General features: G+C 62.4%; 11 protein-coding genes. 6 read left to right on the forward strand and 5 right to left on the reverse strand.

What is annotated here, in order from left to right; all coding sequences use genetic code 11:
* Positions 1 to 11 precede the first annotated feature (11 nt).
* From BM225_RS16810 to murD, 4 genes are all read left to right on the forward strand, one after another.
* A complete protein-coding gene (locus BM225_RS16810) occupies positions 12 to 1,493 on the forward strand; it encodes a UDP-N-acetylmuramoyl-L-alanyl-D-glutamate--2,6-diaminopimelate ligase (RefSeq protein WP_072705874.1) in 1,482 nt (493 codons plus the stop codon).
* Complete coding sequence (locus BM225_RS16815; RefSeq protein WP_245780527.1) at positions 1,490 to 2,947, forward strand: UDP-N-acetylmuramoyl-tripeptide--D-alanyl-D-alanine ligase; 1,458 nt, start codon at positions 1,490 to 1,492, stop codon at positions 2,945 to 2,947. The genes BM225_RS16810 and BM225_RS16815 overlap by 4 nt, the downstream gene beginning before the upstream one ends.
* Complete coding sequence (mraY, locus tag BM225_RS16820) at positions 2,947 to 4,029, forward strand: phospho-N-acetylmuramoyl-pentapeptide-transferase (protein ID WP_072705876.1); 1,083 nt, start codon at positions 2,947 to 2,949, stop codon at positions 4,027 to 4,029. The genes BM225_RS16815 and mraY overlap by 1 nt, the downstream gene beginning before the upstream one ends.
* Positions 4,030 to 4,149: 120 nt before the next feature.
* Entirely contained in the window at positions 4,150 to 5,550 is a 1,401-nt protein-coding gene (gene murD, locus BM225_RS16825) for a UDP-N-acetylmuramoyl-L-alanine--D-glutamate ligase (RefSeq protein WP_072705904.1), read from the forward strand.
* A gap of 1 nt (position 5,551) precedes the next feature.
* Here murD and BM225_RS16830 read toward each other — a convergent pair whose 3' ends face one another.
* The 3 genes from BM225_RS16830 to moaA all read right to left on the reverse strand — a co-directional run bounded on the left by BM225_RS16830 (position 5,552) and on the right by moaA (position 7,861).
* Positions 5,552 to 6,238, reverse strand: a complete 687-nt coding sequence (locus BM225_RS16830; protein ID WP_092465008.1) for a ParB N-terminal domain-containing protein — start codon at positions 6,236 to 6,238, stop codon at positions 5,552 to 5,554.
* 203 nt (positions 6,239 to 6,441) lie between these two features.
* Positions 6,442 to 6,864 (reverse strand): GFA family protein, encoded by a 423-nt coding sequence (locus BM225_RS16835; protein ID WP_072705878.1) that lies wholly within the window; start codon positions 6,862 to 6,864, stop codon positions 6,442 to 6,444.
* Positions 6,857 to 7,861 carry a GTP 3',8-cyclase MoaA gene (moaA, locus tag BM225_RS16840; RefSeq protein WP_092465009.1) on the reverse strand — a complete coding sequence of 335 codons (1,005 nt, stop codon included), beginning with the start codon at positions 7,859 to 7,861 and terminating at the stop codon, positions 6,857 to 6,859. The genes BM225_RS16835 and moaA overlap by 8 nt, the downstream gene beginning before the upstream one ends.
* Positions 7,862 to 7,950: 89 nt before the next feature.
* Between moaA and BM225_RS16845 the strand changes: the two genes are divergently transcribed.
* Together BM225_RS16845 and BM225_RS16850 are read left to right on the forward strand one after the other, a co-directional pair.
* Positions 7,951 to 8,499 carry a hypothetical protein gene (locus BM225_RS16845; protein ID WP_072705880.1) on the forward strand — a complete coding sequence of 183 codons (549 nt, stop codon included), beginning with the start codon at positions 7,951 to 7,953 and terminating at the stop codon, positions 8,497 to 8,499.
* Positions 8,500 to 8,640: 141 nt separating this feature from the next.
* A complete protein-coding gene (locus tag BM225_RS16850; RefSeq protein ID WP_092465010.1) occupies positions 8,641 to 9,051 on the forward strand; it encodes a hypothetical protein in 411 nt (136 codons plus the stop codon).
* Positions 9,052 to 9,081: 30 nt separating this feature from the next.
* Here the strand turns inward: BM225_RS16850 and glmS are convergent, their stop codons facing one another.
* Both glmS and glmU read right to left on the reverse strand, forming a co-directional pair.
* Entirely contained in the window at positions 9,082 to 10,899 is a 1,818-nt protein-coding gene (glmS, locus tag BM225_RS16855) for a glutamine--fructose-6-phosphate transaminase (isomerizing) (protein ID WP_092465011.1), read from the reverse strand.
* Positions 10,899 to 12,254 carry a bifunctional UDP-N-acetylglucosamine diphosphorylase/glucosamine-1-phosphate N-acetyltransferase GlmU gene (gene glmU / locus BM225_RS16860; RefSeq protein ID WP_092465012.1) on the reverse strand — a complete coding sequence of 452 codons (1,356 nt, stop codon included), beginning with the start codon at positions 12,252 to 12,254 and terminating at the stop codon, positions 10,899 to 10,901. The genes glmS and glmU overlap by 1 nt, the downstream gene beginning before the upstream one ends.
* Positions 12,255 to 12,381 lie beyond the last annotated feature (127 nt).

A 12,381-nucleotide genomic window follows, 5' to 3' on the forward strand; every position in this document is an offset into this window, starting at 1 on the left:
ATTTCTGGGTTATGGATGTTGTTAAAACACTGGCACAATTGGGATTGACCGCCCGAGGAGGCCAAGAAGCGCGAGTCACCGGATTGACGGTCGACAGCCGCGCAGTCGCAGCGGGGAACCTGTTTGCCGCACTTCCGGGTGTCAAAGTCCATGGCGCAGAGTTCGTGGCTACAGCCTTGGGGGCAGGGGCCAGCGCCATCCTGACAGACGCCGCCGGCGCCGAGATTTGCGAAGCGGACGTGCGTGCCGCGGGCGCCGCGCTGATCGTGACCGAAGAGCCACGCGCGGCGCTGTCCTATGCCGCTGCGCTTTGGTTCGAAAAGCAGCCAGAGACCATTGTTGCGGTCACAGGGACCAACGGGAAAACATCTGTCGCGTCCTTTACCCGCCAGATTTGGCAGGCTCTGGGTGTGCCAGCGGTCAATCTGGGCACCACGGGTGTTGAGGGCGATTGGGAATACCCGCTGCACCACACGACGCCAGAGCCGATTACGTTGCACCGTGCGCTGGCTGGGGCCGCCGCCGAAGGCATCACCCACGCCGCAATGGAGGCCAGCAGCCACGGTTTGGACCAGCGACGTCTGGATGCTGTGCGCCTGAAGGCGGCAGGATTTACCAATTTCACCCAGGACCATCTGGATTACCACCACACCTTCGAAGAGTACTTTGCCGCCAAGGCCGGCCTCTTTGACCGCGTGTTGCCCGAAGAGGGCACCGCCGTGCTGAATATCGACGACCCCAAAGTCGCTGAATTTGCCGAGCATCTGCTAGACGAGGGGCGCTGTGTGATCACCGTGGGCCGCCACGATGACGCGGACCTTGAGATTACCGCGCAGCGCTTTGATGGCACCGGGCAGGAGTTGCGGCTGAGCTATGACCATCAGGTTGCTCTGGTTCGTCTGAACCTGATCGGCGGTTTTCAGGCCGAAAACGTGCTGATTGCGGCGGGGCTGGTCATGGCCACGGGGGTTGGTTTTCAGGATGTCAGCAACGCGCTGCCGCGACTGACCACTGTGCGCGGCCGGATGCAGCTTGCGGCGACCCGGGACAATTCGGCATCAGTCTTTGTGGATTACGCGCACACCCCCGATGCGGTGGCCAAGGCTTTGGCAGCCATGCGCCCTCATGTCATGGGGCGGGTTGTGGCGATCATCGGGGCTGGTGGCGACCGTGATAAAACCAAGCGCCCCTTGATGGGCGAAGCGGCGGCCAAGAATGCGGATGTGGTCTTTGTCACTGACGATAACCCCCGCAGCGAAGACCCCGCCACCATCCGCGCCGAAGTCATGGCCGGTTGCCCGAATGCGATCGAAGTCGGTGACCGCGCCGAAGCGATTTTGCGAGCGGTGGATATGCTACAGCCCGGAGATGCGCTGCTGATCGCAGGCAAAGGTCACGAGCGGGGGCAGATCGTGGGCGATGTGACCTATCCCTTTGATGACGTTGAACAAGCCAGCCTCGCGGTGTCGGTGCTGGACGGGAAGATGGTATGAGTATGACTTCGCCTCTCTGGACCTCTGACGATGCGGCTGAGGCCACCGGCGGGCGGGCAACTTTGCCGTTCACCGTGGATGGCGTGTCTATCGACACCCGCACCCTGAAACGCGGCGACTTGTTTGTGGCGCTTAAGGCAGCGCGGGACGGTCATGATTTCGTCGGCCAAGCCTTGGCGAACGGGGCGGGCGCGGCGCTGGTGACCCATGTGCCAGAAGGCGTGCCCGAGGATGCGCCGCTTCTGATCGTGGATGATGTGCTGACCGCTTTGGAAGATTTGGGCAAGGCTGCCCGTGCCCGTACCAAGGCGCGTGTGGTGGGCGTGACCGGGTCGGTGGGCAAAACCTCGACCAAGGAAATGCTGCGCACGGTTCTGTCGGGGCAGGGCAAGGTCCACGCCGCCGAAGCCAGCTACAACAACCATTGGGGCGTGCCCCTGACGCTGGCGCGGATGCCTGCGGACAGCGACTTTGCCGTGATCGAGATCGGCATGAGCAACCCCGGGGAAATCGCCCCTCTGGCCAAGATGGCGCGCCCGAATGCGGTGATTGTGACTATCGTAGCACCGTCCCATCTGGCTGCGTTTGAAAGCCTAGAGGGAATCGCTCACGAGAAAGCCTCGATTATCGAGGGGCTGGAGCCGGGCGGCACGGCGATCCTGAACGGGGATTTGCCGACCTCTGATATTCTGGTGGCCAAGGCCAAGGAGGCTGGCGCCGTTCTGCGGACATTTGGTGAAAGCAAGGGCTGCTTCGCGCGCCTTCTGGATGTGCAATATGCGGACGAAACCACTGTGGCGACTGCCCGCACATGGCGCACGCCAGTGCTGTACAAGGTGCACGCGCCGGGGCGGCATTTCGCGATGAACGCGCTGTCAGTTTTGACGCTGGTGCAGAACTGGAAACTCGACCGCGCCGTGGCGCTGTCCGATCTGGCGCGCTGGCAACCTGTCCAAGGGCGAGGCGCTCGCGAGCCGATCCATCTGGATCTGGTCGATACGCGCCAAGTCTTTGACCTGATTGACGAAAGTTACAACGCGAACCCTGCATCCTTGGGCGCTGCACTTGAGGTTTTGGCGACGGCGACCACTCACAATGACGTGGGCCGGTTCAGCAAGGGGCGCAAGATCGCGATCCTTGGGGATATGGGCGAATTGGGGGTCACAGCCGAAGCTCTGCACGAGGGCATCGCTGACCTGCCAACCATAGAGGGCGTGGACAAGGTGCATTGCGTCGGGCCACTGATGCGCCACCTGTGGGAGGCGCTGCCGCTTGCAAAACAGGGCCTGCACACCAACACCGCCGACAAAATGGCCGAGAAGGTCCGCAGCATCGTGGATGCGGGCGACGTGGTCATGGTCAAGGGCTCGAACAGTATGCGCCTGCGTCTGGTGGTTGACGCCCTGAAGAAACTGGGCCATCCCGCCGCCCAACCGGATCAAGAGGACTCCTGATGCTGTATTGGCTCACACTGCTGTCGGATGGCGGCGACTTTTTCAACCTGTTCCGATATATCACGTTCCGCGCGGGTATGGCTTTTGCGACGGCTCTGATCTTTGGCTTCGTGTTTGGCAAACCGCTGATCAACGTCCTGCGCAAGCGTCAGGGCAAAGGCCAGCCAATCCGCGATGATGGGCCAGAGGGCCACTTTACCAAGGCTGGTACGCCAACCATGGGCGGTCTGTTGATTGTGGGCGCGCTGCTGTTTTCGACCCTACTGTGGGCGCGTTTGGACAATGCGTTCGTGTGGATCGTGCTGTTCGTTACCATGGGCTTTGGTCTGATTGGCTTTGCCGATGATTACGCCAAGGTCAGTAAACAGAATACAAACGGGGTGCCCGGCAAGGTCCGCTTGGGCCTTGGGTTTCTGATCGCGCTGATCGCGTCTGTCTGGGCCAGCTACTATCATCCCGCGGAATTGACCAACCAGCTCGCGCTGCCGGTGTTCAAGAATACCCTTATAAACTTGGGCTATTTCTTTATCCCGTTCGCGATGATCGTGATCGTGGGGTCCGCCAATGCCGTGAACCTGACCGACGGTCTGGACGGTCTGGCGATTATGCCGGTGATGATCGCAGCGGGCACTTTGGGCGTGATCGCCTATGCGGTGGGGCGCGTCGACTTTACCGAATACCTCGAGGTGCACTATGTCCCCGGCACCGGTGAAATCCTCATATTTGTCATGGGGTTGATCGGCGGCGGCCTTGGGTTCCTGTGGTATAACGCGCCGCCTGCGGCTGTGTTCATGGGCGATACAGGCTCGCTGGCTTTGGGCGGGGCGCTGGGTGCCATCGCGGTGTCCACCAAGCACGAGATTGTTCTGGCGATTGTCGGCGGCCTTTTTGTGGTCGAGGCGTTGTCGGTGATCATTCAGGTCCTGTACTTCAAGCGGACGGGCAAGCGGGTGTTCCTGATGGCCCCTATTCACCACCACTATGAAAAGAAGGGCTGGGCCGAGCCGCAGATCGTGATCCGGTTCTGGATCATCGCTCTGATCCTGGCCATGATCGGTCTGGCGACGCTCAAGGTTCGCTAAAAATAACGTCTGGCCTGCGTATGGTTTACGTATGGCACACGTACTGACATCGCGCCCCCTCTGGACCGGAGGGGGCGTTTTCGTTAGCGGTGGAGCGAACGGATAAACGAGGTGTTCACGATGATCCCTGTGCGCGGTGTAGATGGTCAGACAATTGCGGTCTTGGGTTTGGGACGGTCGGGGATGACCGCGGCCAAGGCCCTGCGCGAAGGCGGGGCCACGGTGCTGGTTTGGGACGACAACGACGCCGCCCGCGAAGGGGCCGAGACCGAGGGGTTCGAGGTTCGTCAGTTCACCAAGCAGGGGGCCTTTGACGACGTCGATCTGTTAATCGTCAGCCCGGGCATTCCGCATCTGTACCCGACCCCGAACAAAGTCATCGCGGCGGCGATGGCGGCGATGGTGCCGGTGGACAATGACATCGGGCTGTTCTTCCGCTCGCTCGCGCTGGATGGGTGGGAGGAGCTGGACACGCCGCCCCGCGTGGTGGCGGTGACAGGCTCGAACGGGAAATCGACCACGAGTGCGCTCATCCATCACATCCTGACCAACGCGGGCAAACCCGCGCAGCTGGCGGGCAACATTGGTCGCGGGGTTCTGGATATCGATCCCCCCGAGGATGGCGAAGTCATCGTGCTGGAGCTGTCCAGCTACCAGACCGATCTGGCGCGGGCTTTGACGCCGGATATCGCGGTGTTCACCAACCTGTCGCCCGACCATCTGGACCGCCACGGCGGGCTCGGGGGCTATTTTGCGGCCAAGCGTCGTCTGTTCGCCGAGGGCGGGCCGGATCGCGCTGTGGTGGGTGTGGATGAACCCGAGGGCCTGTATCTGGCGAACCAGCTGTCCACGGGGCCGAGCGATGATCGGGTGATCCGCATCTCTTCGGGGCAGAAGCTGTCGGGGCCGGGGTGGTTCGTGTTCGCCCGCAAAGGGTTCCTGACCGAATGGCGCAAGGGCCGTCAGGTCACCAGCATCGATCTGCGCGAGGTCGCGGGTCTGCCGGGCGCGCACAACCATCAGAATGCTTGTGCGGCCTATTCGGTGTGCCGGTCGCTGGGGCTGGCGCCGCGTGTGATTGAAGAGGGGTTCAAGACCTATGGCGGCTTGCCTCACCGGTCTCAGGTGCTGGGGGAAAAGGACGGGGTCAAATTCGTCAACGACTCCAAGGCGACCAACGTGGACGCGGCGGCCAAGGCTCTGGGCGCGTTCCCGAAGGTGCGCTGGATCTGCGGCGGGCTAGAGAAAGAGGGCGGCTTGGGCGGTCTGACGGACCAGTTCGGCCACGTGGTCAAAGCCTATGTCATCGGGCGCGAGGCGGCAGAGTTCGCCCTGAAGCTGGACGGCGTGGACAAGGAAATCTGCACCACGATGGAGGTGGCTGTGGCCAAAGCCGCGGCAGAGGCTGAGGCGGGCGAGGTCGTGCTTCTGGCGCCTGCTTGCGCCAGTTTCGACCAGTACAACAGCTTTGAAAAACGCGGCGAGGATTTCGCGGCGCAAGTGGCCAAGGTTCTGTCCTAGGTCACTGCGCGCGGCGGAAGGCTGCCAATAGCCCGTTCTGGACAGCGTCGAAATGCACGACGCCGACTTGGGCGGGCACCTCTGTCAGGCCAAGTAGCCGCGCGACGGCGAAACGATGCATGCCGCCACCCGAGCGGATGGCGCGACCGTTGCGGTCGATGTGTACGAAGATGCCCCCATGCTCGCGGCGGAAGTAGTCGGGCAGCGCATTCTTGGGCAGCAGTTTGCCGGTGCGGCTGGCCTCGTCATACAGGCGGTCCATGCGGTCATAGCGGGCGCGCAGTTCTTCGACCGTGTGGCAGTCGTCAGCCATGCCTTTTTCCGCGATGTCGCGGCTCAGTTTCGCGAATAGCGCGGTTTGCTCCCACGGGACGCCGTCGAGGAAGTGCTGCTCGATCGCTTCTTCCTTGATGTTATAGGGCAGGGGGGCAACGCTCTGGTCCCAATCACCGGTCGCGATCCGGCCGCTGTCCTTGCGGCGGAACTTTGGTGCGCCTTGCTTTGGGTTCGGCACATAGCGGTGGGTGACCGCACGGGGATCAATGTAGATGCATTCGTCGCTCAGCGGCGCCGCTGCGCCAAAGGACACGCGGTTGCGGAAATCGCGAAACGCCTTGCGCGGGACTTGGGCGCGCAGAGACCGCAAGAGGTTTTGCGGCTGAAGAGGGGGATGGATCGCGCGGGGCATCGAGGAACCTGGCTGAACTTAAACAAGTCGTAAACATAAAGCTTCTCGCACCTGGGGCAAAGTGCAGTGGTGCACATACCTGTCATGAAAACGACGCAAGTGTGTAACATTGATGTTACTTGCCAATAGGATGTGCGTGATCTCGGCCGAAGGTATCTTTGGCGTAGTTTTTCTGGGAAATGAGGCCGCGCGGGGCGGCGGGTTCAGCTGCGCGAGAAGCGTAGGATGCCTGCGAGGGTCGACGCGCTGCGATTGTCAGAGGGGTGCTGCTGGCCGTTGGACACGGGGACTTCTGTGAAATCAAAGGGGCTGAGGCCGTCGATGCAGGCGGCGTTCACCCCGTATTCGTTGGGGTTCGAACGGCGCTGGTGGTGGGTGTAGATGCCGCAATGCTTGCAGAAGTAGTGCTGCGCCGTGCCCGTGTTGAAGGTGTAGAGGGTCAGATCCTCTGCCCCTGCGGTGATGGTGATCCCACCCAGTGGGGCGGTCAGGGCGACCGCGCCGCGCATGGCGCAGAACGAGCAGTCGCAGCGGCGGGCCGTGCTGAGCCCGTCCGCAAGTTGGACGGTAAACCGCACGGCGCCGCAATGACAGCGGGCGCTGAGCGGTTTGGTCCAGTCAGCCACCGGTATGGCTCATGTGGCGGGTCATCTGGCCCGCGACGGTCTGGCGGGAGTAGTCGAAGTCGTGGCCCTTGGGCTTGAGCTTGATCGCGTCGCGGATCGCGTTTTCCAAGAGCGCGTCGTTGTCGGACATCCGCAGGGGCGCGCGCAGGTCGGCGCGGTCCTCTTGGCCCAGACACATGAACAGTTCGCCGGTGCAGGTCAGGCGCACGCGGTTGCAGCTTTCGCAGAAGTTATGGGTCAGAGGAGTGATGAAGCCGATCTTCTGGCCGGTTTCCTCGATCCGGACATAGCGGGCGGGGCCGCCTGTGCGTTCGGTCAGGTCGGTCAGAGTGTAGCGTTCGGCCAGCTGGCGGCGCAGGTCCTTGAGCGACCAGTATTGGTCAAGGCGGTCCTCGTTCCCGAGATCGCCCATGGGCATGACCTCGATCCAAGTCAGGTCCATGTCGCGGCTTGCGCACCATTCGACGATGTCGAACAGTTCGGGCTCGTTAAAGCCCTTCAAAGCGACGGCGTTCAGCTTGACCCGCAGGCCGGCCTTTTGCGCCGCATCAATGCCGCGCAGCACTTGGGGCAGGCGGCCCCAGCGGGTGACGTCCGCGAATTTCTGTTCGTCCAGCGTATCGAGCGAGACGTTTACGCGGCGCACGCCAGCGGCATAGAGGTCATCGGCGAACCGTTCGAGCTGCGAGCCGTTGGTGGTCAGGGCCAGTTCTTTGAGCGCGCCCGACTCGAGATGGCGGGACATGCTGTTAAAGAACTTCATGATGTCGCGGCGGACCAGCGGTTCTCCGCCGGTGATGCGCAGCTTTTCGACCCCGAGACGGACGAATGTGGAGCACAGTCTGTCCAATTCCTCGAGCGTGAGGAGTTCTTTCTTGGGCAGAAAGGTCATATTCTCGGCCATGCAGTACACGCAGCGGAAATCGCAACGGTCCGTGACGGAAACCCGCAGGTAAGAGATGGCGCGCTGGAATGGGTCTATCAGTGGTGCTGTCATAAGCGTAGAACCTAGGGGTGGCCTGCTGGTTGGGCAAGACAATTGGTTGCCAGAATAACAGAATATAATGTCGAGAGGTGGAGAGCAGAATGAACAAGTTTTTGATGAGCGCCCTTGCAGGTGTGCTGCTTGCGGGCTGTACCTCTGAGCAGTTTGCTGGAGTCAAAGATCGTGTGGGCGATTTCAACCCCCTGCGCCGCGGGCAGGAACTGGACGCGCAAATCCAGAATGACGCGCCGATGCAGACCGTCGCAGGCAGCGCCATCCAGCCTGCGCCGAGCGTGGCGACCAGCGTGATCTCTCCGCCCGCGAATGCGCGGACGGCGGCGGATTATGACACCGCAACCCCCGCGCAAAAGGCGGCGGCGGTCGGGTCCGGCCAGACCGCCAGCAAGGGCCAGTATCTGGGAACGCAGACCGTGTCCTTGGGCGATCCGCAAGAGGCGGGAATCTGGGTGAAGACGAGCCTTGTCTCTTCGACCCGGCCGGGCACGGTGAAGCTGAAGGACGGCGCGAATGTGCTGGTGGATCTGCGGCCGCTGGACGGATCGGGGTCGGCGCAGATTTCGCTGTCGGCGCTGCGTCTGCTTGGATTGGGTCTGACATCCTTGCCCGAGGTCGAGATTTACACCCGCTGACGGGATTTGAGTATTTTCAGCAAATAGAAGGCCCTGGCAGCGTGAACTGCGGGGCCTTTTGTCTGTTTGGTGAATTTGCAAAGTGGCTGTAGGCTGGCGGCACCGGGATATGTCTGAATCGTTTTTATAAGGACGTCAGAGATGGACAGATCAAAGGTGCTGCGTGCGCTGGCTGTTGTTGTGGCCAGTGTGTCCGGAACCGCTGCGGCGGCGGAGTTTTCATTCAGTTTTAATTGGGGCGGGATCCCGTCCTGCACCACGGGGCGGCCGAATACGGTGCCCAATCCGGTGTTCTACCTGAAGGATGTGCCTGCGGGGACCACGTGGATTCACTTTAAACTCGTGGACAAGGATGTGCCGTCCTACAAGCATGGGGGCGGCTGGGTGGCCTATACGGGGCAGTCGCAGATTGCGCCGGGGGCGTTTACCTACAAGTCGCCGTGCCCGCCCTGGGGCAGCCACACCTATGAGTGGACGGCGACCGCCAAAGCCAAGAAAAGTTCATTCGGCAAGGCGATCGCAAAGGCCAAAGCAGCGCGGGATTACCCGTAGGCCGGACCCTGTGGCGGGTCCAGCGCGGGGTTATTCGACGGTGACCGATTTCGCGAGGTTGCGGGGTTGGTCGACGTCGGTGCCCTTGGCGATGGCGGTGTGGTAGGCCAAGAGCTGCGCGGGCAGGGCATACAGGATCGGGGTCAGCACGGGGTCCACGTCGGGCATGGCGATGGTGCGCCACGTGCCGTCCTGTGCTTCTTCGATGCCCTTTTTGTCGGTGATCAGCAGGACGCGGCCGTTGCGGGCCATGACCTCTTGCATGTTCGAGACGGTCTTGTCGAAGAGGCTGTCGCGCGGGGCCAGCACCACAACAGGCACGGTCTGGTCGATCAGCGCGATCGGGCCGTGTTTCAGTTCGCCCGAGGCATAGGCTTCGGCGTGGATGTAGCTGATTTCCTTGAGCTTTAGTGCGCCTTCCATCGCCAGAGGGAACATCAGGCCGCGGCCAAGGAAAAGGATATCGGTCGCCTCGGCCAGTTCGGCAGAGACCTCTTCGAAGCCATTGGTCTGGTTCAGGGCGTGGTTCAGGACGCCGGGCAATGCACGCAGGTTGTTCAGGTGGGTGCCAAGCTCTGCGTCGCTGATGTGGCCGCGCTGGTGGCCGGCCCGCAGCGCGAGCAGGAGCAGAACGGTCAGCTGGCAGGTAAACGCCTTGGTCGAGGCGACGCCGATTTCGGTGCCCGCGAGGATGGGCAGGGCCACGTCGGATTCCCGCGCGATCGAGCTTTCGGGGACGTTGACGACCGACAGAATGGTGTCCGCTTTGCCCTTGCAATAGCGCAAGGCGGCGAGGGTGTCGGCGGTTTCGCCCGACTGGCTGACGAACAGGGCCGCGCTGCCTGCGGGCATCGGCGGTTCGCGGTAGCGGAACTCGGATGCGATGTCGATTTCGCAGGGCAGTTTCGCCAGCTGTTCGAACCAGTATTTGGCGGTGACGCAGGCGTAGTAGGCGGTGCCGCAAGCCACCATGGTCATGCGCGACATGGCGGTAAAGTCGATCTCTGGCAGGACGATGTCGGTGCCGTCGGTGGTCAGGTAGTGGGTCAGGGCGTCGCCGATGACGATGGGCTGTTCGGCGATTTCCTTGGCCATGAAGTGCTTGTGGCCGCCCTTGTCCACGCGGGCGCTGTCCATGGAAATGGTGCGGGTTTCGCGGTGGACCTGCTGGCCGCTCGCATCGCGGATTTCGGCGCCAGCGCGGGTGACGACGGCCCAGTCGCCCTCTTCGAGATAGGTGATGCGGTTGGTCATCGGACCCAGCGCGATCGCGTCCGAGCCGACGAACATCTCGCCATCCCCGTGACCGATGGCCAGCGGCGAGCCGAGGCGGGCGCAGATCAACAGGTCCTCTTCGCCTTCGAAGAGCAGGCAGAGGGCGAACGCCCCTTCGAGGCGGGCGATGGTGCTGGCCGCAGCCTCGCGCGGGGACTGGCCCTGATCCATGTACATGCGCACGAGGTGGGCGATGGTTTCGGTGTCGGTTTCCGTCTCGCAGACGATGCCGTGCGCCGAGAGCTCCAGACGCAATTCGCGGAAATTCTCGATGATGCCGTTGTGGACAACCGCCACAGGACCCGAACGGTGGGGGTGGGCGTTCACGACCGAGGGCGCGCCATGGGTGGCCCAACGGGTGTGGCCGATGCCCGCCTTGCCAGTCAGGGGTTCGTGGACCAACAGATCCGACAGGTTGACCAGCTTGCCGACCGCGCGGCGGCGGCGCAATTCGCCATTGTTGACGGTCGCGATGCCCGCGCTGTCATAGCCGCGATATTCGAGACGGCGCAGCGCCTCGACCAGAATGGGGGCAACTTCGTGATTGCCAAGAACTCCGACGATTCCGCACATCAGTTGGTCTCCTTCTTGGCGGCTGCCTTTTTGGCGCGCAGCATATCCATCAGCTTGAACGCCATTTTGGGTTTGTTCACCTGTTTGGCGCGGCCAAGGGCCAGGGCGCCGTCCTCAACATCCGTGGTGACGACAGAGCCGGAGCCGGTCATCGCGCCATGGCCCACGCGGACGGGGGCCACCAGCATGGTGCTGGACCCGATAAAGGCGTTTTCGCCGATCTCGGTGTGGTGCTTGAAGAAGCCGTCATAGTTGCAGGTGATCGTGCCTGCGCCGATGTTGGTGCCTTTGCCGATGGTGGCGTCGCCGATATAGGTCAGGTGGTTGGCCTTGGCGCCTTCGCCGATGAGGGCGTTTTTCACCTCAACAAAGTTGCCGATATGGGCGTGTTCGCTGATTTCCGCGCCGGGGCGCAGGCGGGCGTAGGGGCCGATGATCGCGCCGCGGCTGACATGGCACCCCTCGAGGTGGCTGAACGCGCGGATGGTTGCGCCGGATTCCACGGTCACCTCGGGGCCAAAGACGACGTTGGGTTCGATGATGGTGTCGCGGCCGACGATGGTGTCATGGGCAAAGAACACGGTTTCGGGCGCGGTCATGGTGATGCCGTTGTCCAGCATTTCAGCCCGCATTTTCGACTGGAATTCAGCCTCGGCCTCGGCCAGTTGGGCGCGCGTGTTGACGCCCATGGTCTCGGATTCCGCGCAAGTGACTGCTGTGGCGCTGCGGCCTGTGTCCCACGCCAGACCCACGATGTCGGTCAGGTAGTATTCGCCGGAGGCGTTGTCGTTCCCAACGCGGTCGATCAGGTCGAACAGCACCTCGGCCTTGGCGCAGACCACGCCGCTGTTGCACAGGGTGATGGCGCGCTCGGCCTCGGTCGCGTCCTTGAATTCGACGATGCGCTCTAGCTTGTCGCCGTTCATCACAAGGCGACCGTAGCGGCCGGGATCGGCAGCCTCGAAGCCCAGGATCACGACGTCATGGGCGCTGCGGGCCTGCACCATCTGTTCGATGGTGTCGGGGCTGATAAAGGGGGTGTCGCCGTACAGAACGATGGCGTCGCCGGTGAAGCCATCGAGCGCGGGGCGGGCTTGGGCGACCGCGTGGGCGGTGCCGAGCTGTTCGGTCTGTTCGGCAATCTGGATCTCGTCATCCCAGCGGCGGGCCGCTTCGGCCACCTGTGCGCCGCCGTGGCCCACAACAACCACCTGCCGCTCGGGCGCCAAGGCTGCGCCGGACTTCATCGCATGGACTAAAAGAGGAGCGCCCGCGACCTGATGAAGGACTTTCGGAAGGTCAGAGTTCATGCGGCTGCCTTGGCCGGCTGCCAGAACAATCAGTGCGGTGGACATAATTCATCCTGTAAATACAAATTCTTTTTGCGTTGTACCCGCATGATACTCCGACGCAAGTCAGGTTCTCATCAAAGTTCATTGCGAACCATGTCAAAGGGCGGCAAGGTGCCGCCGACAGGAGACT

Source organism: Donghicola eburneus, from assembly GCF_900115865.1.
In the GTDB taxonomy this organism is placed as follows: Bacteria; Pseudomonadota; Alphaproteobacteria; order Rhodobacterales; family Rhodobacteraceae; genus Donghicola; species Donghicola eburneus.

Excerpts from the sequence above, each read along its gene's own strand:
- moaA (WP_092465009.1), bottom strand. The coding sequence starts at position 7,861 with ATGACAGCACCACTGATAGACCCATTCCAGCGCGCCATCTCTTACCTG.
- BM225_RS16815 (WP_245780527.1), top strand. The coding sequence starts at position 1,490 with ATGAGTATGACTTCGCCTCTCTGGACCTCTGACGATGCGGCTGAGGCC.
- BM225_RS16830 (WP_092465008.1), bottom strand. The coding sequence starts at position 6,238 with ATGCCCCGCGCGATCCATCCCCCTCTTCAGCCGCAAAACCTCTTGCGG.
- glmU (WP_092465012.1), bottom strand. The coding sequence starts at position 12,254 with ATGTCCACCGCACTGATTGTTCTGGCAGCCGGCCAAGGCAGCCGCATG.
- BM225_RS16845 (WP_072705880.1), top strand. The coding sequence starts at position 7,951 with ATGAACAAGTTTTTGATGAGCGCCCTTGCAGGTGTGCTGCTTGCGGGC.
- glmS (WP_092465011.1), bottom strand. The coding sequence starts at position 10,899 with ATGTGCGGAATCGTCGGAGTTCTTGGCAATCACGAAGTTGCCCCCATT.
- mraY (WP_072705876.1), top strand. The coding sequence starts at position 2,947 with ATGCTGTATTGGCTCACACTGCTGTCGGATGGCGGCGACTTTTTCAAC.
- BM225_RS16850 (WP_092465010.1), top strand. The coding sequence starts at position 8,641 with ATGGACAGATCAAAGGTGCTGCGTGCGCTGGCTGTTGTTGTGGCCAGT.
- BM225_RS16810 (WP_072705874.1), top strand. The coding sequence starts at position 12 with ATGGATGTTGTTAAAACACTGGCACAATTGGGATTGACCGCCCGAGGA.
- murD (WP_072705904.1), top strand. The coding sequence starts at position 4,150 with ATGATCCCTGTGCGCGGTGTAGATGGTCAGACAATTGCGGTCTTGGGT.